Source organism: Nocardioides sp. cx-169 (genome assembly GCF_021083605.1).
Classification (GTDB): domain Bacteria; phylum Actinomycetota; class Actinomycetes; order Propionibacteriales; family Nocardioidaceae; genus Nocardioides.
On the sequence record NZ_JAJNRO010000005.1, the window covers coordinates 80266 to 104274 of the forward strand.

Below are 24009 nucleotides of genomic sequence, written 5' to 3' on the forward strand. Positions count from 1 at the left end.
CTGGGGCAGCGGTTCGGGGCTGTGGCGCAGCTGGTAGCGCATCTGCATGGCATGCAGAGGGTCAGGGGTTCGAGTCCCCTCAGCTCCACCGAACATCGAGGTGGCGAAGGGCCGTGATCATCGCCGGTCCTGTGTCACGATGGCGGTGACATTCCAGTCGCCGCCGGTGCAGAGGTCTGCCTGACATCCGCGCGAGCGACCGAGACGACCGGAGCAGCGCGCGTGACGACCAGACCTGCCCTTGGGCCTGACCTTCGGCGCAGCCGTCGCCGGCTCGCAGCCGTGGGCGTCGCCGCGGTGGCGATCACCGCGACACTGACCGCGACCGCGCATCCCGCGGAGCGCGTCGAGACCGGGCCCGGTCGAGACGTCGACGGAGTCGTGGCGTCGCCGGCGCCGCCCGCCGCCTCGCCCGACTATCGGTTCCTGTCGTCGCCGGACTTCATGAACGGCGACATCGCGGACCTGCGCCGCTCGCCGCGCTGGAAGCCCGGCATGCCGAACTCGTGGAACGCCTCGTATGCACAGACGGTCGCGACCGTGATGGACACCTTCGCCGCCGAGCGGCCCGACGACGTCCTCGTCGCCGGCGATCTGGTCAACGGCCACTGGGGGCAGGACGCCTCGGAGTCCGGGGTGTTCGGGCCCGTGGGCAACGATCGGCAGCGCGAGGCGGCCCTCAAGCGCGCTGCGGACTTCTACTACTCCCACTGGCGCGCGCGGTTCACGCAGCGCGGCCTCGACGTGCACCCCTCGATCGGCGACCACGAGATCGGCGACAACCCGTGGCACGGCGAGACCCGGAGGAGCCGCTTCCACCGGGCCATGGTGCCGACGTACAAGGCGCGCTTCGCCGAGAAGATCATCCGTCCGGGCGGCTACCGGATGCACCCCTCGGGGCCGGCGGCCAAGACGGCGTACGCGACCTACCTGCACCCCGAGGTGCTGCTGGTCTCGGTCGACCAGTTCCAGTCGGTGCGCGGTGACGTCAGGCTGAGGCTCGACCCTCAGCAGCTCCGCTGGATGGACCACGTGCTCGGTGCCGCCGAGGCTCGCGGCACCGACTGGGTGATCGTGCAGGGCCACGTGCCGGTGGCGCTGCCGGTGCGGGCGTGGGGCTCCTCGCAGCTGGCCTACGAGGGCGGCACCGACTCGAGCTTCTGGCAGACCATGGCCGAGCACCGCGTCGACGTCTACCTCAACGGCGAGGTCCATGACACGACGCTCATCCACGAGGACGGGATCGCCCAGATCAGCCACGGCGGCATCCTCGGCGCCAACTCGACCGTCGGCGGCACCAACTACGTGCTCGGAGAGGTCTTCGGCGACACGCTGTGGCTGCGCGACAACCGGTTCGTCGTGGCGTCCGCGGACCGCTCCGCCAAGCTGTGGCAGACCACGCCCCAGGGGGCGCCGGTGGTGGCCAAGGTGTTCGAGCCGGACCCCCCGGTGATCGGGGAGGTCGTCCTGAGCGCGGACAACCAGGTGCTCTACCGCGACGGGCAGTTCCTGCCGTACGACGGCTGACGGGGACTGGGCCGGCTCGCGCTCTCCGCGGGCCCGTCACCGAGCGGCCGCGCCGAGGACGAGTGGACCGCCAACTCCTCGTCGCCCCGGTCGGCTCTCCTCGGGGCCTGTCGTGGCGGTGTGACGGCCGCTACAGTGCCTGGAACCTGTTCTAGTTGAGTCTCGGCCGTCCACCGCAGGAGCGCGCATGCCCGGCTTCAACCTCTCGACGGTGTTCCGCACGGTGGCCCGGGCGGTCCCGGACCAGGAGGTCCTGGTCTGGCGCGACCGGCGGCTCACGTACGCCGAGGCAGACGCCCGCATGGACGGGGTGGCGCACTTCCTCGTGTCGCAGGGGCTCGGGTGCCACACCGAGCGCGACGCTCTGGCCGGGCACGAGTCCGGCCAGAGCCACCTGGGGATCTACCTGCGCAACGGCAACGAGTACCTGGAGACGCTGGTGGGGGCCTGGCGCGCCCGCGTGGCGCCGTACAACATCAACTACCGCTACGTGGAGGAGGAGCTGCTCTACCTGCTCGAGGACGCGGGGACCGACGCGCTCGTGTACGCCGCGGAGTTCGCGCCGCAGGTGGCCGCACTGCGCGACCGGGTGGCGGGGCTGAGGGTGCTGGTGCAGGTGGCCGACGAGAGCGGCCACGCGCTGCTGCCGGGCGCGGTCGACTACGCCGACGTCGTCGGCACCCCGGCACCCTCCGGTGCGATGCCGGAGCCGTCCGGCGACGACCTGTTCATCATGTACACCGGCGGCACGACCGGGATGCCGAAGGGCGTCGTGTGGCGCCACGACGACGTCTTCGTCTCCGCGATGGGCGGGCTGCCGTTCGGCACCACCACGCCGTACGCGTCGTACGAGGAGATCGCGCAGGCCGCCGTCGACGCGAACGGCGGCACGACCATGCTGATGCTGCCGCCGTTCATGCACGGCGCGGCGCAGTGGTCGGCGTTCCACATGTTCACGACCGGGGGCAAGATCGTGATCCCCGACGACGTGCACCGCCTGGTCCCCGCCGACGCGCTGGGCGTGGCCGCGCGGGAGCGGTGCCTGGCGATCCCGGTCGTGGGCGACGCCGTGGCCCGGCCGCTGGTGGAGGAGCTCGAGCGTCGCGACTACGACCTGTCCTGCGTCGCGGCGTTCAGCAACGGGGGCGCCCCGCTGTCGCCGACCGTGCGCAGCCGCCTGCTCGCGGCGCTGCCACACCTCATGATCCGCGACACGGTGGGCTCCAGCGAGACCGGGATCCAGCTCAACGTCTACTCGTTCAAGGGCGCCGAGGCCGAGCCGGCCGTGTTCGAGGCGCAGGAGGACACGGCGGTCCTGAGCGGTGACCTGACCCGCCTGCTTGGGCCCGGCGAGCGTGGCGGCTGGCTGGCGCGCACCGGCCGGATCCCGCTGGGCTACCTCGGCGACGCCGAGAAGACCGCGCGCACCTTTCCCGTCGTCGACGGGGTCCGGTGGTCGGTGCCGGGAGACCGCGCCGACGTCCTCGAGGACGGGCGCATCGAGCTGCTCGGCCGCGACGGCGTGACGGTCAACTCCGGTGGCGAGAAGATCTTCGTCGAGGAGGTCGAGCGGGCGCTCGCGGCGCACCCGGCCGTGCGCGACGTCGTCGTCGTCGGCCGACCGTCCGAGCGTTGGGGCAGCGAGGTCGTGGGCATCGTCCAGCTCGCGGAGGGCGCCGACGTCACCGACGAGGACCTGCTGGCCGAGGCCGGGCGGCACATCGCGCGCTACAAGGTGCCGAAGGCGATCGTGCGGGTGGGGGAGATGGAGCGCTCGCCGTCGGGCAAGGCCGACTACCGCTGGGCGCGGGCCCAGGCGGTCGGCTGAGCCCACTGCTCATCGCGCGACGTCCTCGAGCTCATCCCAGTCGACGTGGGCGGTGCGGGCGCGGTACTCGTCCACGAGCCCCGGCCAGTTGGTGGTGATTCGGGCGCCGTCGGCGTACCAGTTGTCGCAGCCGGCCCAGGCGCTGCGCCGCAGGCGCGACTGCATCTCGTGGTCGTAGGCCTGCGCGACCTCGGGCCGCACGGCGAGAGCGCGCGGTCCGCCGTCGGCGAGGTGCCGTGCCACCTCGGCGACGTACCCGGCCTGGGCCTCCATCATCGCGATGATCGAGCTGCCGCCGAGGTTGGTGTTGGGGCCGTAGATGCAGAAAAGCTGCGGGAAGCCGGGCACGCTGATGCCGAGATGGGCGCGGGCGCCGTCGCTCCACAGCTCATGCAGGTCGGCGCCGCCCACTCCGGTCACCCGCATCGGTGCCAGGAAGTCCGTGGCCGCGAACCCGGTGCCCCAGATCAGCACGTCCACCTCGTGCAGGCGGCCGTCGGCGGTGCGCACGCCGCCAGGCTGGACGCCGGCCACCGCGTCGGTGACGACCTCGACGTGGTCGCGGGCGAGCGCGGGGTACCAGTCGTTGGAGAAGAGCAACCGCTTGCACCCCAGGGGGTACTCCGGCACGAGCCGCCGGCGCAGGTCGGGGTCGGGCACCTGCCGGCGCAGGGTCAGCCGCCACACCGCCCGCACGGTGGCCAGGAGCGGGCGCGACACCGGCGAGACCCCACCCAGCGCGGCGTTGTAGAGCTCGGTCAGCCAGAACCATGAGCGCCGCTCGGCGGCCAGCAGCCGTGGGAACCGCTCGAAGGCGCGGTGGTGCACAGGCCGGTAGCCCCGGTCGGGCTTGGGGATGACATAGGGCGCCGATCGCTGGAAGACGGTCATCGCGGCCACGTCGTCGACGATGCCGGGCACCAGCTGGATCGCGCTGGCGCCGGTGCCCACCACCGCGACCCGCGCGCCGCGCAGGTCCACGTCGTGGCGCCAGTGGGCGGAGTGGAACGCCGGCCCGGCGAAGGTCTCCGCGCCGGGGAGGCGCGGGACGGCGGGGTTGGAGAGCTGGCCGACGGCGGAGACGACCACCTCGGCGTCGTACGTCGTGCCCTCGGCGGTCTCGACGTGCCAGACGCACTCCGCCTCGTCGTAGGTGAGGGCGGTGACCTCGACGCCGGTGCGCACGTGGGCGAGCAGACCCTCGCGCTGGGCGGAGGCGCGCAGGTAGTCCAGGATCTCCGGCTGCCTCGCGTAGCGGCGGGTCCAGCCGGGGTTGAGCGCCCACGACCACGAGTAGAGCGGCGAGGGGACGTCGCAGGCGGCGCCGGGGTAGGTGTTGTCGCGCCACACGCCGCCGACATCGTCGGCGCGCTCCAGAACGGTGATCTCCGTGAGACCGGCCTGCTTGAGGGCATGGACCGCGCCGAGGCCGCCGAAGCCGGCGCCGATGACGACGATGCGGATGCTCATGGCCCCGAACGTAGGGCCGCGGACCGGGCCCGGGGAGGCACCGAGGGTGACCCGGTTGATAGTTCCGGACATGCCTCGGCGCTCTCGGTATGCCCCGATCGACCGAGCCTGGAGGCGGCCTTCGCCCGGAGTGGGCGCGGTCGGCCACCAGCTTCAGACCAACGGCACCGTCGTCTACGCAGCCCGACGTGGTGCTCACGGGGCCGGGTTACCTATTCAGCAACGGGCGCAGGCCTGACCGGCAGTCGGGCGACCCCACCGGGCACGTCGAGCGCCATCTGGGAGTGCCTGCCACGTCGCGCACCCTGGGCACCCTGCACCGACTCGTCCGGCGGTTCGTGGACCGAGCCGGCGACGGCGCGGCGCTCTGCCGCCGATCGCCGATAATCCCCGACATGGACCTCCTGCCCGACCCCGCCGCCGAGGGGTGGCACTTCCCGCGCTCCGCGGCGGGCGTCGGGCTGCTCGTGGAGTACGCCGGGGCTCGCGGCGTCGCCGCGCACCGGGTGCTGCTCGGGACCGGACTGCGCGCCGAGGCCCTCGGCGGCGAGGTGACCGCCGCGCAGGAGCTGCGCGTCGTACGGACGCTGCACCGCCTCCTCGGCGAGGTCGGCGCCGACGTGGGCGAGCGCTACCAGGCGGCCACCTTCGGGGCGTTCGGGTTCGCGCTGCTGGCGAGCCGGACCGTCCTGGACGCGATGGTGGTCGCGCTGCGCTTCATCGACCTGAGCTTCGCGTTCGCGATCCCGCGCGCCGTCCTGGCGGGGGACCGGGTGGTCGTGACGCTGGACGGCGCCGAGCTGCCCGCCGACGTGCGGCGCTTCCTCGTCGAGCGCGACGCGAGCGCGGTGCGCACGGTGCTGGACTCGCTGGTGCCGGGCGGGGTCGGAGGCGAGCTGACCACCAACGACGGGGCGGCGCGGTTGGAGTTCGCCATGGACCAGCTCGACCGGCCGCTGCCGCAGCGCAGCGCGGAGCGGCTGGAGCTGGCCGCGCGCATGTGCGAGGACGTCGTCGACGCGCGCCGCGCGCGCACCGGGCTGGCCCAGGACGTCCGGGTCCTCATCACGCAGCGGCTCCCCGAGGGCGCGCCGATGCCCGAGGTCGCGGCCGCCCTGGCTCTCAGCGAGCGTCAGCTCCGGCGGCGCCTGGCCGGGGAGGGGGTCGGCTACCGGGTGCTGCTCGACGAGGTCCGCTCGTCGCTGGCGTACGCCCTGCACGCCGGTCGCGCCACGATGCCGGTCGCCGAGGTCGCGGCCCGACTCGGGTACGCCGACGCGGCGGCGTACCTCCACGCCCGGCGGCGCTGGCTCGACCGCTGACCCGTCACAAGCTCACGCCGACCCCCGCTGACCCGTCAGCAGTTGGTGACGGGTCAGCGGGGCATCGACATCAGCGGGTGATGCGGACCCTGCGGGTGGCGACGTCGCTGCCGCCCGGGCCGGTGGCGACGACCTTGACCACGAGCTGGCCGGTGACGGTCCGCCTCGTCCGCAGGCGTACGTCGCCGCCCTCGCGTCCGACCTTGCGAGACGCCAGGACCCTGCCCTTGCCGAGCAGATGCACGGTCACCTTGGTCGAGCCGGCGGCGGCCACCGAGACCGGCAGACCGGCTCGGCGCAGGGCGCCGCGAGACAACGCGGGCGGCGACGCGACGGCCGCCTGGGGGGCCAAGGGCTGTGGCTGCCCGGGACCCGGGAGCGTGCTGGGTGTACGGCCGAGCATCGTCGCGTAGAGGTCGGTCTGGTCGATCACGCCGGTGACGTTGGCCGCCTGGGGACCCGAGGCCGCGACACGGATCTGGGCGCCGGTGTGGTCCGAGCCGGTGTCGGAGGTCGAGTAGGCCACCGTCAGCGGGTCGCCGTCGGCGGTCCTCAGGGTGGCGGTCAGCTTGCCGTCGCCGCTGCCGCCGACGATCTGGGTGGAGTGCGCGTGGTCCCCCGTGACGATGATCAGCGTGTCCGGGTGCTCGGCCTGGTAGTCCAGCGCGACCCGGACGGCCTCGTCCAGCTCGACCAGGTCGCCGATCGCGCCGCAGATGTCGGTGGCGTGCTCCTGCTTGTCGATCATCGCGCTCTCGGCCTGTAGGAAGAACCCATCGGGGTTGTCCAGCAGCTCGATCGCCTTCCGCGTCATGGTCGACAGGTCCGGCTGGTCGCCACGGTCGGCCGGTGTGCACTCGGTGGTCGCGCTTCCCGCGCCCGGAGGTGGTGTGGCGACGAGGGGGTCGTTCATCGGTGTCAGGTTCGCCGGCGCGAAGAGACCCAGCACGGGCCCGTCCTCCAAGGAGGTCACGGCGGCGAGGTCGTGCTCGTCCTGGAGCACGCGGTAGCCGTGCTCCTGCTGTGCGTACGACAGGACCGTCTCGCCGCCGCCGGCGTCGGTGGACTGGGTGTAGCTGCTCATGCCGCCGCCGAGGAGGACGTCGACCTCGTGGTCGACCAGCTGCTCGGCGATCGAGCCCTTGCCGCCGTTGGACTTCTTCGCCGGCAGGCAGCTCGTCATGTCCGTCGGGCCCTTGCAGGCGCGGGCGTTGATGTGGGCCGCGGCCGCGGCCGGGGTGGCGTCGGTGATCTCGGAGGTGGTGATGTCGCCGGTCAGCTTGCCGGCCTCCTGGAACTGCTCCAGCACGGTCCGGTAGTCCTCGCCGGGGACAGTGGTCGCGGTGCTCGGGCCCTGGGAGAGCCGCCCGTCGACGGTCTTCCTGCCCGTCGACCAGCCGCTGGCCGTGGGAGCGGAGTCCGAGACGTAGGCGACCGGGTAGTCCGGTCCGGGCCCGACCTTGAGGCCGTGGGTCGTCATGGCGCCGGTGAAGGGAAGGCTGTCGAGAGCGAAGCGCCCGTCGGCGCCCAGGGCGTAGTCGCGGGCAGCGGTGATCATGGAGTCGTCCATGCCGTCGCCGATGAGCAGGATGACGCTCTTCGGCTCGGCCGGGTCGATCCTCGCCGCGAGCTGCGCCGAGCGGTCCTGGCCGGAGCCGACCTCGGGCGCGGGGCTGGCGGCGGAGGTTGCGAGGGCGCCGATCGCGAGGAGCCCGGTCAGGGCCCCCGTCGCCATCAGGGAGGTAGGTGTGCGCGGCACGGTGTGTCCTTTCGTCGATGTCGAGCGAAAGGTCTCGTCCGCAGGCGGCGGAGCGCGGTCGCCCGGGTGGAGCCCGGATGACGGTGAGGTGACGTGTGCGCGCGGACGGTGCGGGTCGGCATCCGGCTCACCGGGGTCTCGACACGCTCCGTCACGACCTCGCAGGCTCGGTCGTGGTCGCTGCTCGACCACCGACGACCGCGCCCGTTGGCGCGATCGCGATCAGGTGATGGTCATGCCGCCGTCGACGGGGAGGGTCTGGCCGGTGATGTAGCCGGCGGCGTCGGAGGCGAGGAAGACGACGGTCGCGGCGAGCTCGGCGGGATCGCCCTTGCGGCCGGCGATCAGGCGCGGGGCCTGCGACTCGAGGTAGCCGGGCGGGTACTGCTCGGTCATCTCGGAGTCGAAGAACCCGGGGGCGATGGCGTTGACCCGGATGCCCTTGCGGCCGGTCCACTGCTGGGCCAGGTCGCGGGTGAGGCCGATCAGGCCGGCCTTCGACGCGGCGTACGCCGCCTGGGGGAGCCCCGCGGTGGTCAGGCCGAGCACCGAGGAGATGTTGATGATGCTGGATCCGGGCTGCATCACGCGCCCGCACGCCTGGGCCATCCAGTAGCAGCCGTTGAGGTTGACCTCGATCACGCGGCGGAACTCGTCGGGCTCCTCGCGGGTGGCGGGAGCGGCGGTGCCGATCCCCGCATTGTTGACGAGGATGTCGACCCGGCCGAACTCCTCCATGGCCAGGGCCACCAGGTGGGTGCAGGAGTCGGGGTCGGCCACATCCGTGGCGACGGCGAGGGCGCGGCGCCCGGCGGTCTCGACCAGGGCGGCGGTGTCGGCGAGCCGGTCGACGCGGCGCGCCCCCAGCGCCACGTCGGCGCCGGCCTCGGCCAACCCCTGGGCAAAGGCCACCCCCAGCCCGCTCGAGGCGCCCGTCACCACGGCCACCTTGCCGTCCAGCCTGAACATGTCGCTCACGGTCATAGCGGCGACTTTAGGGCACGCCGTTTCGGGTAGGCTGAAGGCATGTGCAGGAACCTGCTCCTTACCTAGCCGCGTCGTTCACCCACGCACCGACGCGGCTGCCCCTCGTGACCGAGGGGCTTTTTTGTGCCCCAGGGCAGCAGCCAGCACGCACCGACAGCGGAGAGAGACACCGATGAGCGAGCAGCAGCACGACGAGACCGCGACCTATGACGTCGCCGCCACCGAGCGCAAGTGGCAGCCGGTCTGGGAGGAGCTGGACCCGTTCCGCGCCCACGACGACTCGCCGCGCGAGAAGAAGTACGCCCTGACGATGTTTCCCTACCCCAGTGGTGACCTGCACATGGGCCACGCGGAGGTCACGGCGCTGCACGACGTGATCGCGCGCTACTGGTGGCAGAAGGGCTACGAGGTCCTGAACCCCATGGGCTGGGACTCCTTTGGCCTGCCCGCCGAGAACGCCGCCATCCGCAACGACGCGCACCCGGCCGACTACACCTACGGCAACATCGCCACGCAGCTGGAGTCCTTCCAGCGCTACGGCGTGAGCTTCGACTGGTCGCGGCGCTTCAACACCTCCGACCCGGAGTACTACCGCTGGACGCAGTGGCTGTTCCTGCGCTTCCACGAGAAGGGCCTGGCCTACCGCAAGAACAGCTGGGTCAACTGGTGCCCCAACGACCAGACCGTGCTGGCCAACGAGCAGGTCGTCGACGGCGCGTGCGAGCGCTGCGGCGCCGAGGTGACCAAGCGTGAGCTGACGCAGTGGTACTTCCGCACCACGGCCTACGCCCAAGAGCTGCTGGACTGCCTGGACGACCTGCAGCCGACCTGGTCGGACAAGGTCGTCAACTCCCAGCGCAACTGGATCGGTCGCTCCGAGGGCGCGCACGTCGACTTCGTGATCGAGGGCCGCGAGGAGCCGCTGACCGTCTACACGACCCGGCCCGACACGCTGTTCGGGGCCACGTTCATGGTCGTCGCCGCCGACGCGGCGCTGGCCTCCGAGCTGGTCACCGACGAGCAGCGCCCCGGGCTGGAGGACTACCTGGTCGAGGTCCGCAAGGAGACCGAGATCAACCGGCTGGCCACCGACCGGCCCAAGACCGGTGTCTTCCTGGGCGTCCACGCCACCAACCCGCTGACCGGGACCCGGATCCCGGTCTACGCCTCCGACTACGTGCTGGCCGACTACGGCACCGGCGCGATCATGGCCGTACCCGGTCAGGACCAGCGCGACTGGGACTTCGCCCAGGCCTTCGACCTGCCGATCATCCGCACCGTCGAGCCGCCCGCCGACTGGGAGGGCGACGCGTTCACCGGCGACGGCCCCGCCATCAACTCGGCCAACGACGAGATCGACCTGTCCGGCATGGGCGTCGACGAGGCGAAGTCGACCACCATCGCCTACCTGGAGCGCAAGGGCCTGGGCCGCGGCACGGTCAACTTCCGGCTGCGCGACTGGCTGCTCTCGCGGCAGCGCTACTGGGGCGCCCCGATCCCGATCATCCACTGCCCGGTGGACGGCGAGGTCGCTGTGCCCGACGACCAGCTGCCGGTCGAGCTGCCGGAGCTGCGCGGCGCCGACCTGAAGCCCAAGGGCACCTCGCCGCTGGGTGCGGCCACCGAGTGGGTCAACGTCACCTGCCCGACCTGTGGCGGCCCGGCGACGCGCGACACCGACACCATGGACACGTTCGTGGACTCGTCGTGGTACTTCTTCCGCTACGTCTCGCCGCACGACGACACCCAGCCCTTCGACACCGGCCTGGCCAACGCGTGGGGCCCCGTCGACCTGTACGTCGGCGGCGACGAGCACGCGGTGCTGCACCTGCTCTACGCCCGCTTCTTCACCAAGGCCCTGCGCGACATGGGCATGGTCGACTGGGACGAGCCGTTCTCGGCGTACCTGTCCCAGGGCAAGGTGATCAACAACGGCCGCAAGATGAGCAAGTCGCTGGGCAACGGCGTCAGCTTGGGGGACCAACTTGCGGAGTTCGGGGTCGACGCAGTGCGCCTGACGCTGGTCTTCGCGAGTCCGCCCGAGGACAACATCGACTGGGCGGACGTGTCGCCCGGTGGGTCGCTGCGCTTCCTGCAGCGCGCCTGGCGCCTGAGCGGCGACGTCACCAGCGAGCCGGGCGCCGACCCGGCGGGCGGGGACGTGACGCTGCGGCGGCTGACCCACCGCACGCTGCACGAGGCCGAGAACCTGGTCGAGATCCACCGGTTCAACGTGATGGTGGCCCGCACGATGGAGCTGGTCAACGCGACCCGCAAGGCCATCGACTCGGGAGCCGGCGGCGCCGACCCGGCGGTGCGCGAGGCCGTGGAGGCCGTGGCGATCCTGCTGTCGCTGGTGGCGCCGTACACCGCCGAGGAGATGTGGGAGCGGCTAGGCCACCAGCCGACCGTGGCGCGCGCCGGCTGGCCCGTCGTCGACGAGGCACTGTTGGTGGAGGAGTCGGTCACGGCCGTCGTCCAGGTGCAGGGCAAGGTCCGCGGCCGCCTGGAGGTCGCGCCGGACATCTCCGCGGCCGACCTGGAGGCGCTGGCCCTGGCCGACGAAGGCGTACGGCGGGCTGTGGACGGGCGGGAGATTCGCAAGGTGATCGTGCGCGCCCCCAAACTGGTCAACATCGTCGTCTGAGCCGGGGTCGCTACTGTTCGGCTCATGTCGGTCGCCGTCGTCACGGACTCGACCGCCACGCTCCCCGCGGAGGTGGCGGCGCAGCGCGGGATCCTCGTGGTCCCTCTGCAGGTGGTGATCGGCGCGCGCTCCTTCGACGAGGGCTCCCAGGAGGCGACGCCGGACAAGGTCGCGCAGGCGCTGCGCGAGTTCAAGCCGGTGAGCACCTCGCGGCCCGCGCCCGCGGCGATGCTGGACGCCTACGAGCGGGCGGCCCTCGCCGGGGCCAAGCAGATCGTGTCCGTGCACATCTCCGGCGACATGAGCGGCACCTTCGAGTCCGCGCAGCTCGCCGCGCGCGACGCGCCGGTGCGCGTCGAGTGTGTCGACAGCCGGCAGGTCGGCGTGGCCACCGGGTACGCCGCCCTCGCGGCCGCCGACGCCATCGGCCAGGGCGCCTCGGTCGAGGCGGCGGCGGAGGCCGCGCGTCGCCGCGCCGACGCGTCCCGCTCGCTCTTCTACGTCGACACGCTGGAGTACCTGCGCCGGGGCGGCCGCATCGGCACCGCCTCGGCGCTCTTCGGCGGAGCGCTCGCCGTCAAGCCGCTGCTGCAGATCGAGGACGGGGTGGTCGCCCCGTTGGAGAAGGTCCGCACCAGCACCCGCGCCCTCGCCCGCCTCGAGGAGCTGGCCGTCGAGGCCGCCGGCGGCGCCCCCATCGACCTGTGCGTGGCTCACCTTGCCAACCCCGACCGTGCGGGCGCCCTCGTCGAGCGCCTCACCGACCGCCTCGCCGGCAACCTCGAGGGGCGCGAGCCCTGGTGCGGTGAGCTCGGCGCGGTCCTCGGCGCGCACGTCGGGCCGGGGATGATCGCGGTCTGCGTGTCGCCTCGGCGGTAGCGGGCAGGTTTTTCAGCATCTGCTGGTAAACCTGCGCTTCCGGGGCGGAACAACGGCCCAGAAGCGCAGGTTCCGGCCCAGAAGCTCCCGGGTCGGCCTGCCTCGACCGGGGTGGGGCACCGCCCCGGGCTGGCGCCTCCGCAAGCCAGGGGCCGTCCACAGGTACGCCGCTCGTCGGGGCCTGTCCACAGGCGCCTCGGCGGCCTCGGCCCGATGTCCGCCGGTCTCCCTAACGTCGCCCCATGCGTACCCGACGAGCCCAGCACGAGCACGACGAGGCGGTCGCGCGCCGGTTGGCCCAACTGAGCGCGGAGCTGGCCGTGTCTCGCACCGAGGACCGGGCGGCCGCCCCGGAGACCACCGAGAAGGTCACCGGGGCGGTCGACCCCGCCGCGGGCGGCGAGTGGTGGGAGGGGCACACCCGCGTGGCTCCTGCCCGCCGCCCGCTGACCGTCGTACCGCACCAGGCCCCGGACCGCCCACCGCCCGCGTGGGGGCAGGAGGGCGACTCGGCCGCGCCACCGGCGGTTCCCATGCCGGGGCGCCACGCGGCGCGTCGCCGACGGGTGGTCGCCGGTGCCCTGCCCGACCCGCTGCGGGGCCGGGTGCTGCTGGGCCCAGCGCAGGTGACGGTGGTGGCCGTGCTGGTCGCGCTGGGCCTGGCGGCGACCGCGTGGTGGGTCGTGCGCGGGCGGGCCGATCCGGCATCGATGGCTCGGCCGCTGGCGTCCGCGGCGACGGGGGCCCTGGTGGCGGTACCCGAGCCGTCCCCCGCCTCGCCGGCAGCGACCGTGGCTCCGGCTGCGCCGCTGACCGTCGACGTCGCGGGCAAGGTACGTCGGCCGGGCATCCAGGTGCTCGACGCGGGCGCCCGGGTGGTCGACGCGATCGAGGCCGCCGGGGGAGCGCGGCCGGGGGTGAACCTGACCTCGCTCAACCTGGCGCGCCCGCTGGTCGACGGTGAGCAAGTCCTCGTGGGATCCGCGGCGCCGAGCGGCGGGTCTGCGTCGCTGCCGGCGCCAGCGCCCGGGGGCGCCGCCCCGCCGCTGGTCAGCCTCAACGCGGCCGACCAGGCCGAGCTGGAGACCTTGCCCGAGGTCGGTCCGGTGACCGCCCAGGCCATCCTCGCCTGGCGCGACGAGCACGGCGGCTTCTCCTCGGTGGAGGAGCTGCTCGAGGTCGACGGCATCGGGGACGCCACGCTGGCGCGGATCGCGCCGTACGTGACCATCTGACGTGGACGACGGGGGAGGGCGGCAGGATCCGCGCGGTCGGCACGACCTGAGGATGCCGGCGCTCGGGGCGGCCGGCTGGCTCGCCGGCATCGGTGCCCACCTCCTCGGGGCGTGGGTCTGGCTGCTTCTCGCGGCGCTCGCGGCGCTCGTGCTCCTCGCCGTCCGACGCGCGCCGGCCACCGTGCTGGCGCTGACCCTCGTGGCGGCGGCCGTGGCGGGAGGCACGCTGCTGCGTCACGAGGCGGTGGCCGAGAACCCGGTCGGCGACCTGGCCCGGCAACGCGCCGGGGCCAGCATCACGGGCACCGTGACCTCGGATCCCCGGCCCGTGGCCGGAGGGTTCGGGGAGCAGGTGCTCGTGCGGCTCGAGGTCCGCGAGGTCACGGGCCGCGGGCGCAGCCACCGGCTCGCCACCCCGGTGCTCGTGATCGGCGGGGAGTCGTGGCGCCACGCCCCGCTCGGCTCCTCGGTCACGACGTCGGGACTGCTCGTCGCGGCCGACGGAGCCGACCTGGCCGGCGTCCTCACCTCGGCGCGCGACCCCGTCATGCGCTCACCCCCGGACGTGTGGTGGCGGGCGGCCAGCGCCGTCCGGGCCTCGATCCGAGAGGCGGTGGCCCACCGGCCCGACGACCAGCGGGCACTGGTCCCCGCACTGGTCGACGGCGACGACGCCGGCCTGGATCCCGACCTCGCCGCGGACTTCCGTACGACGGGGCTGACGCACCTGACTGCGGTGTCCGGCACGAACCTGACGCTCGTCGTGGGCTTCCTGATGCTGCTGGCCCGGTGGTGCGGGGTCCGCGGCCGGTGGCTGCACGTCGTGGGGGCGGCGGGAATCGTCGGCTTCGTCCTGCTCGCCCGCACCGAACCGAGCGTGCTCCGCGCGGCGGTCATGGGCGCGGTGGGGCTTCTGGCAATGGGGGTCGACGGCCGGCAGCGCGCCTTCCGAGCGCTGGGAGTGGCGGTGGTGGTGTTGCTCCTGGTCCAGCCCGGGCTGGCGGTCTCCGCCGGCTTCGCCCTATCCGTGCTGGCGACCGCCGGCATCGTCGTGCTCGCCCCCGGGTGGCGCGACGCGATGAGCGGGTGGCTGCCGCGGTGGGCGGCTGAGGCGGTCGCGGTCCCGGCAGCGGCGCAGCTGGCGTGCACGCCCGTCGTGGCGGCTCTGTCCGGTCAGGTCAGCCTGGTCGCCGTGGTGGCCAACCTCGCGGTGGCACCCCTCGTGGGGCCGGCGACGGTGCTGGGGTTGGCCGGTGGCCTGGTGGGGCTGCTGCTGCCCCCGGCGGGCCGCCTCTTCGGCACCGGCTCGGCCTGGTGCGTGGCCTGGGTGGTTGCCGTGGCGCGCGGGGGTGCCGACCTGCCGGGGGCCGCGATCGACTGGGGCGCCGGCGTCGTGACCCTCGCCCTGCTCTGCTCGGTGTGCGTCGCGCTGGCCCTGGCTCTGCCCTGGCTCCTGCGCCGTCCGGCAAGGGGGGCCGGGCTGTTCGCCCTGCTGCTCGCGGTCGTCCTGGTGCCCTTGCCCACCCCGGGCTGGCCGGCGCCGGGCTGGGTCCTCGCGATGTGCGACGTCGGGCAGGGCGACGCGCTCGTGCTGCGTGCGGGCCGCGACGAGGGAGTCGTGGTCGACGCCGGGCCCGACGCGGACGCCGTCGACGGCTGCCTGGACCGGCTGGGGATCGAGGAGGTGCCGCTGCTCGTGCTGACCCACTTCCACGCCGACCACGTCGACGGCCTGGCTGGGGTGCTGGCCGGGCGACGGGTCGGCGCCGTCGAGACCAGCTCGACCCCGGACCCCCCGTCCGGGGTCGAGCAGGTCGGCGAGGTGGCAGGGGAGTCGGGGTTGGCTCCGCTGGTCGCGCCGTACGCCGGGACGCGCACCGTGGGCGCGGTCACGCTGCAGGTCCTCTGGCCGCCGCCGGGGCGCACGGAGGTCGGCGCGGGCGACGGCAGCCGGGCCAACGACGCCAGCGTGGTGCTGCTGGCCGAGGTGCGCGGCGTGCGCGTGCTGCTGACCGGCGACCTCGAGCCGGAGGGCCAGTCGGCGCTCGCCCCGGTGCTGGCGGGTCTGGACGTCGACGTGCTCAAGGTCCCGCACCACGGCAGCCGCTACCAGGACCTGGGCCTGCTGACCTCCCTGGAGGCCGAGGTCGCGCTCGTGTCGGTCGGCGCCGGCAACGGCTACGGGCACCCGGCGGGCAGCGTCCTGGATGCCCTGGCCGAGGCCGGCGGCCGCGTCCTGCGCACCGACCTCGACGGCGACGTGCTGGTCGTGGCCGATGGCGGCGAGGTGTCGACCGTGACCCGCTGACCGCCGCATCCGGTGTCGGTGGGCTGTGGCAGGCTGACGCCATGCGCGCCGGTGACGTCCTCGGTCGGGTCACCCTCGTGACCGGCAAGGAGGAGTTCCTCAACGAGCGCACGATCTCCGCGGTGCGCGAGGCCGTGCGCGCCCACGACGCGGAGGCGGAGCTCTCCGAGACGATGGCCTCCGACCTCACTCTCGGCACGCTGGGGGAGCTCTCGGCGCCGTCGCTGTTCTCCACCGTGCGCTGCGTGGTCGTGCGCAACCTCGAGCACCTGCCCGAGGAGTCGGTCGAGGGACTGTTGGGCTATGCGGCGGCGCCGGCCGACGACGTCGCCCTGGTGCTGGCCCACGGGGGCGGGCAGAAGGGCTCCGGCATGCTCACCAAGCTGCGCAAGCTGAAGGGCGTCAGCGAGTCCAAGTCCGACGAGCTGCGCCCCTCGGAGTTCGCGGGCTTCGTCGCCGCCGAGGTCCGCCGCCACGGGTCGAGCATCGACCAGGAGGCCGCGTCGTTCCTGGTGACCGCCGTCGGCCACGACCTGCGCTCGCTCGCGGCCGCGGCCCACCAGCTCACCAACGACTTCCTGGGCCAGAGCCTGACAACCGATCGGGTCAAGCAGTACTTCGGTGGCCGCGCGGAGGCCAAGTCGTTCGCGGTCGCGGACGCGGCGTTCTCCGGCAAGCGCCAGGCCGCTCTGGAGGAGCTCCGCTGGGCGCTGGACGGAGGCACGGCGGCGGTGCTCGTCACCTCGGCGTTCGCCGGCAGCGCGCGCGGCCTGGCCCGCTACCGGGGCGCCGTGCGCGGCATGCGCGAGGCCGACCTCGCCCGGGAGGTCGGCGTGCCCCCGTGGAAGCTCCGCTCGCTGCGTGAGCAGTCCCGCGGCTGGTCCGACGCCGGGCTGTGCCGGGTGATCCGCGCGGTGGCCAAGGCCGACGCCGACATCAAGGGGGCGGCGAGCGACCCCTCGTACACCCTGGAGCGGCTGGTCCTCACCGTCACCGCTCTGCGCGACCAGCACTGAGCCCGAAATGCAGCAGACCCGCCCGAGGATGTCGGGCGGGTCGGCGCAGTCGCTGGGCTTAGGTCAGAGCGAGGCGGCCTTCTTGAACAGCGAGGACTTGCGGTTCGCGGCCTGGTTCTTGTGGATGACGCCCTTGGAGGCGGCCTTGTCCAGCTTGCGGGCGGCCTCGCGGCTCAGGGCGATCGCCTGGTCCTTGTCACCGGCCTCGGCGGCCTCGCGGAACTTGCGCACGGCGGTCTTGAGGTTGCTCTTGACCGCCTTGTTGCGCTCGTGACGCTTCTCGTTCTGCTTGTTCCGCTTGATCTGGCTCTTGATGTTCGCCACAGGTGCGCCTTCGTCTCCGGGTGGATGCTGTCTCAGGTCGTGGAAGCGGTCGGCGCAGGCTGCTGCCGGACACGCGACGGACAAGATTAGCAGCGGGTCGCCCGGCCCCCCAAATCAGCCGGCGCCATCACCAGCTGCGTCGCTCGCACAGCCATTCCCACACGACCTCGCCCTGCCAGCGCTGCGCGTCGCGCAGGTGCGGCGAGGTCGGCGGGATGGGCTCGTCACCCTGTCTGAAGAAGTACGCCGCCAGCAGCGCCAGCACGATGTCCACGTGCTCGGCGGGCACCTCGGCGGTCAGCGGGGCGGCGGCCAGGGCGGCGTCGACGTCCAGGCCGTCCCCGCGAGGGCCGATCATCAGGAACACGGTGTCGAGCCAGGCGGCGCCCACGACCGGCCAGTTCCAGTCGCACAGCACGGCCGAGCCGTCCGCGCCCAGCAGGATGTTGTCGTCGCGCACGTCGGTGTGCACGAGGGTGTCGCCGGCCGTCACCTCCGCGAAGCGCGCGGCGAGCGCGGCCGCCTCCTCCAGGTGCGGCAGGTCGGGACGGGTGGCCCGGATGTGGCCCCAGAAGCCGGGGAACTCGGCGAACTCGACCTCGAAACGCTCGTGCGACAGCGGACCCGGCGCCGGCGTGAGGACCTCGGCGGTCCGGGTCAGCATCGCCACGGCCGCCTCCAGGTCCTTGGCGCGCCACGGACGCCGCGGGTTGCGGGCCTCCACGTGCTCCAGGCCGAGGACGACCCAGTCGTCGGCGTCGTGCAGCCACAGCAGCCGGGGGGCAGGGGTGGCCGACGGCAGCGCGGCCAGCTTGCGCGCCTCCTCGCGGTAGGAGTGCGCGAACATCCGCTGGGCCTTGGCCGAGGCGGCCTTGATGAAGTGTCGTGAGCCGTCCTCGCAGGTCAGCACCGACGCGAACCCCGGCGTGAAGCCGGCCCCCTGTGAGCGGGCGTCGACGACGGGGGAGCCGCAGCGCTGCTCCACCAGGGCTCGCACGTGAGGTGGCAGGTGGGCCCACTCGAGGCGTCGGGCGGTCCGGCCATGGGGGATCGGGGACGGGATCACGGCGCCCATCCTCCGGCACCGGCATCGGATTCTCGCTCCCACCCACCCGCGTGGGAGGATCGGGCATCGTGTCCAAGCCCTCCGCCGCGCCCCCTCCGGGCCACACCGACCCCGCGATCCTGCGCAACTTCTGCATCATCGCGCACATCGACCACGGAAAGTCCACGCTGGCCGACAGGATGCTGCAGCTCACGGGCGTGGTCGACGCCCGGGCGGCGCGTGCCCAGTACCTCGACCGCATGGACATCGAGCGTGAGCGCGGCATCACGATCAAGAGCCAGGCGGTCCGGATGCCCTGGACCGTTCCGGCCGGCAACGAGCAGGGCGCCGAGCCGGGCACCTACGTGCTCAACATGATCGACACCCCCGGCCACGTCGACTTCACCTACGAGGTGTCGCGCTCGCTCGAGGCCTGCGAGGCCGCGGTCCTGCTGGTCGACGCCGCCCAGGGCATCGAGGCGCAGACGCTGGCCAACCTGTACCTCGCCCTCGGTGCCGATCTGCACATCATCCCGGTGCTCAACAAGATCGACCTGCCCTCGGCGCAGCCGGAGAAGTACGCCGCCGAGCTCGCCGGCATCATCGGGTGCGACCCGGCCGACGTGCTCCAGACCTCGGCCAAGACCGGCCTCGGCGTCGAGGCGCTCCTCAACGAGATCGTCCGCCAGACCCCGGCCCCCGTGGGCGATCCCGAGGCCCCGCCTCGCGCCCTGATCTTCGACTCCGTCTACGACACCTACCGTGGCGTCGTCACCTACGTCCGTGTGGTCGACGGCAAGCTCAGCCACCGCGACCGGATCAAGATGATGTCCAACGGCGTGGTGCACGAGATGCTCGAGGTCGGCGTCATCAGCCCCGAGCCCGTGAAGTCGACCGACCTGGGGGTCGGCGAGGTCGGCTACCTCATCACCGGGGTGAAGGACGTGCGGCAGTCGCGCGTCGGCGACACCGTCACCAGTCAGCATCACGGCGCGAGCGAGCCACTGGGCGGCTACAAGCACCCCAACCCGATGGTCTACTCCGGGCTCTACCCCATCGACGGCGACGACTACCCGACCCTGCGCGACGCCCTGGAGCGCCTGCAGCTCAACGACGCCGCGCTGGCCTACGAGCCCGAGACCTCGGGTGCTCTGGGCTTTGGCTTCCGCTGCGGCTTCCTCGGGCTGCTGCACATGGAGATCGTGCGCGAGCGCCTCGAGCGGGAGTTCAACCTCGACCTCATCTCGACCGCACCCAACGTGGTCTACGAGGTCGTCATGGAGGACGGCAAGGTCATCGAGGTGACCAACCCGAGCGAGTACCCCGACGGCAAGATTGCCGAGGTGCGCGAGCCCGTCGTGCGCGCCACGATCCTGAGCCCTGCCGACTACATCGGCACGATCATGGAGCTGTGCCAGTCCAAGCGCGGCAACCTGCAGGGGATGGACTACCTCTCCGAGGATCGCGTCGAGATGCGCTACACGCTGCCCATGGGCGAGATCGTGTTCGACTTCTTCGACCAGCTGAAGTCGCGCACCAAGGGCTACGCCTCACTCGACTACGAACGCGCCGGCGACCAGGCCGCCGACCTGGTCAAGGTCGACATCCTGCTGCAGGGCGAGCCCGTTGACGCCTTCTCCGCGATCGTGCACAAGGACGCTGCCTACTCCTACGGCGTGATGCTGGCGGGCAAGCTCAAGGAGCTCATCCCGCGCCAGCAGTTCGAGGTGCCGATCCAGGCCGCCATCGGCGCCCGGGTCATCGCCCGCGAGAACATCCGCGCGATCCGCAAGGACGTGCTCGCCAAGTGCTACGGCGGCGACATCACCCGCAAGCGCAAGCTGCTCGAGAAGCAGAAGGAGGGCAAGAAGCGGATGAAGATGGTCGGCCGCGTCGAGGTCCCCCAGGAGGCGTTCATTGCGGCGCTCTCCAACGCTCCCACCGGGGAGAAGTCCGGCAAGAAGTGAGCCATATCACATCTAGGCGCCGTAACTATCACGTCTTCGGGGTGTTGAACACGCGTAAGAGTCCGTCGTACGGGTAATGGACTCTCGGGGGAACTCTGGTTCGCCCGTTCGTCAGGGGCTGGGGGGCCCTCATCAGCACGTTGGGGGGAACCATGAGCACGACGCCCATCCACGCCTTGGGTCCGCAGGTCGGTCGAGACTTCGAGCAGCGGCTCGCGGCGCGTGAGCCCACGCGGTTCCGCCACGGCCTGGTGGGCAACCGCTTGCTCACCCTCGACGCGATCGCGCAGCTCAGCGCCGAGCTGCCCCCGGCCTCGGTCTCCGCGGAGGTCGGCGACAAGCCGCTCGCGGCCGGTGCTGCCGCCGGGGTCGCGGTGACGGTGGACGACGTCGCCGCCCAGATCCGCGACATCGCCACGAACAGCTCCTGGTTCACGCTGCTGCACATCCAGCAGGTGGATCGCTACCGCCGGCTCGTCGACGACATCATCGACGGCCTGGCCGCCACGTCGGGCCTTCCGACCGCCAGCCTGCGGCGCCGGATGGGGTTCCTCTTCGCGAGCTCGCCCCAGGCGGTGACCGCGGCGCACTTCGACATCGAGCACAGCTTCTGCATGCAGCTCGAGGGCACCCGGCTGCTGGGCTTCGGCCGGTTCGCCGACGAGGAGCAGCGCGAGAGCCACGTCCGGTCGTACTGGCGCGGGGACTTCGGCCGGTTCTCCACCCTGCCCGAGGTCACTGCCGAGTACGAGATCGGTCCCGGGGACGGCTGCTACATCCCGCCGTACACGCCGCACTGGATCACCAACTACGACGACACATCGCTGTCCATGACCGTGACCTTCTTCAACGACGACAACGAGCGCGAGTCCCTCGTCCAGGCGTTCAACACCAAGGTGCAGCGGCTCGGGATCGACCCGCGGCCCTACGGGCGGTCGCCGGTGCGCGACGGCGCCAAAGTCGCGTTCATGAAGGGTTACGGCGGCGCGAAGCGTCGGCTCGGTCTCTCAGGAGCCGCAGCCGGTGGCTCGCACTGAGCGCCAGGGCCCAGAGCCCGACGAGACCGTGAGCGAGCACCCCGTGAGCGACCCGCAGCCGCAGCACCGGCCGCGCCTGGTCGGCGTACGACGACTTGTACTCCTCCGCGCCCCGGAGCAGGTCGAGCTCGGTGAAGCCGGCCTCGACCGCGTCGGCGATGACGCGGTGGAGCAGCACGGTCGCGGCACTGCCGTGCGCGCGGTTGGTCGACCGCGCCACCTGGTACAGGCTCAGCCGTCGGTCGGCGGTGAACGCGAGCGACACGGCGACCACCTCGTCCGGCGAGGCCAGCAGGTCCACCCGGGCCTCGCCGCGTGCGACGCCCTCGGCGAAGGCTCCGGTGAGCGTGGGCAGGAGCTCCAGCAAGGGGCCGCGACCGTCCCGGGTCTCGTGCAGCCGGTGCAGTGCGGCGAGCGCGTCCGGCACGTCGGCCGCGGCGACACGGGTGTGGACGTAGCCGGCCTCGCCGAGCCGGCGGTCGGCCTTGCGGGTCGCCCGACGGAAGTTCGACGAACGCGAAGCGAGATAGTCCTGGCCAGGCTCCGGCAGTGGCTGGTACGGCGCCAGGTCGACGGGCTGCGGGGCGCCGGGCAGGGCCGCCGCCAGGCGCGCGTCCGGGGCCAGGCCGACCAGGTCCAGCAGCCGCTGCCCGGGTCGGTCGAACCACTGCCGCAGCCCGCGCTGGACCTCGGGCTCGCGACCGGGCGCCGCGACCAGGTCGAGATGGTCGGGGCACAGGACGCCCTGCCCCGCGAACCGGTAGCGGTCGATGCCCACCAGGCGGTCGCGCGCCAGCGGCACTCCGCCGAGCAGCTCACCGTCCTGCAGCATCAGCAGGAAGGTGCTGGCGGCCGGGTCCGTCACCCAGCCGAGCCAGAAGCTGCGCAGGAACGGCGAGGCGAGCGGCTGGCGGGAGACCAGGGCGTCCCAGGCCACGGCGTGCTCGTCGAGCGCTCCGACCTCGAGCCACGAGACCTCGCCCGACGTCGACACGGAAGGAGCCTAGATCACGACGCTGCCGCGTGAGGCAGCGTTCGACAGCCGCCCCTCGCGGGCGGGACCGGCCCACGAGGCCACCGGCAACACCAGCACGAGTCCGAGCCGCCACCGCAGCCTCCGGACTCGCCTTTGGGGGGAACACCGCATGACCGAACAACCGTCCATCACCGCGCCGCCCGCGGTCGACGACAGCAGCACCGCCGCCGAGCGTGCCCAGTCGCTGCGCGAGAACATCCGCGGACTGCGCGATGTCGACGCACTGCTGGCGGAGGCCGGCCGGCTCAAGCGTGAGGCGGCCGCCGAGGCAGACCAGCTCGTCGCCGAGGCCCAGGCCCTCTCGGTGGAGCTGCTGGGGGAGGCTGAGCAGCGCGCCGAGGGCATCGTGGGCGTCGCCCGCGACGAGGCGGACCTGGTGCGAGGGCGCCTGGAGTCCGTCCTCGTCGGCATCGAGGGCAGTGTGCGCGAGTTCGGCGCTCATCTCGAGGGAGCGCTGCGCTCGGTCGACGCCTTGGCCAAGACGCTCGAGCGGATCCGAGCCGAGCCGGCGCCCCGGACGTCCGAGACCTCTGAGACACCCGACCCGACTGGCCCGACTGACCCGACTGGCCCGACTGGCCCGGCGGACCCCACGGGGGCGTCCACGCCGGCCGTGCCGGATCAGGCGTCGGTGCCGGGCAAGACGCTGGCCGAGGTCGAGCGGTCGACGACGACGTCAGCCCAGGAGCCGGCTCGGACGTCAGGGCAGCACGAGGGCGGCCCGACGTCGCGCGTGAGCTACCGCCAGGACGCGAGTGACGAGCCGGCGGCACGCCCGCTCGGCTGGCTGTTCCGGCAGACGTCCAGCTGAACGTGTCGAGCCTGAGGCGATCAGCCGGTGCACCCCGGCGCGGGCCGCGCCGGGGAGAGCGCGGGGTAGGCGACCACCGACGCCACCTCGGTCCCCGGTGGCACGGGGTGGAAGAGCTGCATCTCGATGCGGCGGCTTCCGGCTGCCGCGAAGCAGGCCCAGCGACCGGAGACCACGGCGAGGAACTCGCCTTGGGCGTCCACGAGGTGGGCCTGGACGACTGCCTCGTCGACGGACCCACCGGGGGTCGCGACGTCGGCGAGGACCACCGCGCCGCTGGCCCCTGCGGTCAGACGGATCGCCGTCGCCTCCATCGGCGGCGGCTTCGTGGGGGAGGGGGCGCGCCACGCCACGTCGCGGAAGGCGACCTCGACCTCCTGGACCGCCCCGCCGTCGGTCCCGATGTCGACGTACAGGCCGTACGTCGCGCCCGGGGGCAGGTCGGCGACCACGCAGCAGTCTCGAGGCTCCGCCTCGGCCCTCGACGACCCGACGCTCACCCCGCTCGCGTCACGCGCCGTGACGGTGGCGGCCGCGTAGCGCAGGGTCCGCCGGGAGGGGTTGCGCACGATCACCGAGAGCAGCCCGTCGACGGTGCCCCACGACTCGGTCACCAGCGGGGGAGGCGGCGCGGCCGCCTCGTTCGCCGGCTCGGAGGACTGCTCGCCCGAGAGCTGGGCCCTCAGATCCGAACAGCCGGTGAGCACCAGGAGACAGCCCAGTGATGCGACGAGCAGCGTCGCGAAGCGTCGGTGCATCGGCCCCCCTGAGTCCGTACGCCGCCGGGGGCACCCCCGGCGCGCCCACTGTA

General features: G+C 72.8%; 18 protein-coding genes and 1 tRNA gene. 12 read left to right on the forward strand and 7 right to left on the reverse strand.

Features of this window, described 5'->3' with window-relative positions; all coding sequences use genetic code 11:
- Nucleotides 1-15 precede the first annotated feature (15 nt).
- The 3 genes from LRP67_RS10320 to LRP67_RS10330 all read left to right on the forward strand — a co-directional run bounded on the left by LRP67_RS10320 (nt 16) and on the right by LRP67_RS10330 (nt 3355).
- A tRNA-Ala gene (locus tag LRP67_RS10320) sits at nt 16-88 on the forward strand.
- Between the two features lie 134 nt (nt 89-222).
- Nucleotides 223-1527, forward strand: a complete 1305-nt coding sequence (locus tag LRP67_RS10325) for a metallophosphoesterase (RefSeq protein ID WP_231270094.1) — start codon at nt 223-225, stop codon at nt 1525-1527.
- Between the two features lie 187 nt (nt 1528-1714).
- On the forward strand, nt 1715-3355 hold the full coding sequence (locus LRP67_RS10330) for an acyl-CoA synthetase (RefSeq protein ID WP_231270095.1): 1641 nt from the start codon (nt 1715-1717) through the stop codon (nt 3353-3355).
- Nucleotides 3356-3364: 9 nt separating this feature from the next.
- On the opposite strand, the gene LRP67_RS10335 is transcribed toward LRP67_RS10330, so the two are convergent.
- Complete coding sequence (locus LRP67_RS10335) at nt 3365-4825, reverse strand: NAD(P)/FAD-dependent oxidoreductase (protein WP_231270096.1); 1461 nt, start codon at nt 4823-4825, stop codon at nt 3365-3367.
- Between the two features lie 395 nt (nt 4826-5220).
- On the opposite strand from LRP67_RS10335, the gene LRP67_RS10340 reads away from it, so the two are divergent.
- A complete protein-coding gene (locus tag LRP67_RS10340; protein WP_231270097.1) occupies nt 5221-6147 on the forward strand; it encodes an AraC family transcriptional regulator in 927 nt (308 codons plus the stop codon).
- 70 nt (nt 6148-6217) lie between these two features.
- On the opposite strand, the gene LRP67_RS10345 is transcribed toward LRP67_RS10340, so the two are convergent.
- Together LRP67_RS10345 and LRP67_RS10350 are read right to left on the reverse strand one after the other, a co-directional pair.
- Complete coding sequence (locus LRP67_RS10345; RefSeq protein ID WP_231270098.1) at nt 6218-7906, reverse strand: alkaline phosphatase; 1689 nt, start codon at nt 7904-7906, stop codon at nt 6218-6220.
- A 222-nt stretch (nt 7907-8128) separates the two neighbouring features.
- Nucleotides 8129-8890: an SDR family NAD(P)-dependent oxidoreductase gene (locus LRP67_RS10350; protein WP_231270099.1), complete on the reverse strand. Its 762-nt coding sequence runs from the start codon at nt 8888-8890 to the stop codon at nt 8129-8131.
- A 175-nt stretch (nt 8891-9065) separates the two neighbouring features.
- Here LRP67_RS10350 and leuS point away from each other — a divergent pair, with 175 nt between their 5' ends.
- The 5 genes from leuS (at nt 9066) to holA (ending at nt 16978) form a co-directional block, all read left to right on the forward strand.
- Nucleotides 9066-11540 (forward strand): leucine--tRNA ligase, encoded by a 2475-nt coding sequence (gene leuS, locus LRP67_RS10355; RefSeq protein WP_231270100.1) that lies wholly within the window; start codon nt 9066-9068, stop codon nt 11538-11540.
- Between the two features lie 24 nt (nt 11541-11564).
- Nucleotides 11565-12419 carry a DegV family protein gene (locus LRP67_RS10360; protein ID WP_231270101.1) on the forward strand — a complete coding sequence of 285 codons (855 nt, stop codon included), beginning with the start codon at nt 11565-11567 and terminating at the stop codon, nt 12417-12419.
- Between the two features lie 242 nt (nt 12420-12661).
- Nucleotides 12662-13654, forward strand: coding sequence for a helix-hairpin-helix domain-containing protein (locus LRP67_RS10365; protein WP_231270102.1), 993 nt, complete (start codon nt 12662-12664; stop codon nt 13652-13654).
- A gap of 52 nt (nt 13655-13706) precedes the next feature.
- Nucleotides 13707-15962, forward strand: a complete 2256-nt coding sequence (locus LRP67_RS10370; protein WP_231270103.1) for a ComEC/Rec2 family competence protein — start codon at nt 13707-13709, stop codon at nt 15960-15962.
- A gap of 41 nt (nt 15963-16003) precedes the next feature.
- Nucleotides 16004-16978: a DNA polymerase III subunit delta gene (gene holA, locus LRP67_RS10375; RefSeq protein WP_231270104.1), complete on the forward strand. Its 975-nt coding sequence runs from the start codon at nt 16004-16006 to the stop codon at nt 16976-16978.
- A 63-nt stretch (nt 16979-17041) separates the two neighbouring features.
- On the opposite strand, the gene rpsT is transcribed toward holA, so the two are convergent.
- Together rpsT and LRP67_RS10385 are read right to left on the reverse strand one after the other, a co-directional pair.
- The gene (rpsT, locus tag LRP67_RS10380; RefSeq protein ID WP_231270105.1) at nt 17042-17302 is read right to left on the reverse strand and encodes a 30S ribosomal protein S20; all 261 of its coding nucleotides are present in this window, start codon (nt 17300-17302) and stop codon (nt 17042-17044) included.
- A 127-nt stretch (nt 17303-17429) separates the two neighbouring features.
- On the reverse strand, nt 17430-18377 hold the full coding sequence (locus tag LRP67_RS10385; RefSeq protein WP_231270106.1) for a phosphotransferase: 948 nt from the start codon (nt 18375-18377) through the stop codon (nt 17430-17432).
- Between the two features lie 59 nt (nt 18378-18436).
- Between LRP67_RS10385 and lepA the strand changes: the two genes are divergently transcribed.
- Both lepA and LRP67_RS10395 read left to right on the forward strand, forming a co-directional pair.
- Nucleotides 18437-20314, forward strand: a complete 1878-nt coding sequence (lepA, locus tag LRP67_RS10390) for a translation elongation factor 4 (protein ID WP_374107410.1) — start codon at nt 18437-18439, stop codon at nt 20312-20314.
- Nucleotides 20315-20466: 152 nt separating this feature from the next.
- Complete coding sequence (locus LRP67_RS10395) at nt 20467-21351, forward strand: JmjC domain-containing protein (protein ID WP_231270107.1); 885 nt, start codon at nt 20467-20469, stop codon at nt 21349-21351.
- On the opposite strand, the gene LRP67_RS10400 is transcribed toward LRP67_RS10395, so the two are convergent.
- Nucleotides 21281-22345 carry a GNAT family N-acetyltransferase gene (locus tag LRP67_RS10400; protein ID WP_231270108.1) on the reverse strand — a complete coding sequence of 355 codons (1065 nt, stop codon included), beginning with the start codon at nt 22343-22345 and terminating at the stop codon, nt 21281-21283. The genes LRP67_RS10395 and LRP67_RS10400 overlap by 71 nt on opposite strands.
- Before the next feature lie 151 nt (nt 22346-22496).
- On the opposite strand from LRP67_RS10400, the gene LRP67_RS10405 reads away from it, so the two are divergent.
- Nucleotides 22497-23198 carry a hypothetical protein gene (locus LRP67_RS10405; protein ID WP_231270109.1) on the forward strand — a complete coding sequence of 234 codons (702 nt, stop codon included), beginning with the start codon at nt 22497-22499 and terminating at the stop codon, nt 23196-23198.
- A gap of 20 nt (nt 23199-23218) precedes the next feature.
- On the opposite strand, the gene LRP67_RS10410 is transcribed toward LRP67_RS10405, so the two are convergent.
- Nucleotides 23219-23956: a hypothetical protein gene (locus LRP67_RS10410; protein WP_231270110.1), complete on the reverse strand. Its 738-nt coding sequence runs from the start codon at nt 23954-23956 to the stop codon at nt 23219-23221.
- Nucleotides 23957-24009 lie beyond the last annotated feature (53 nt).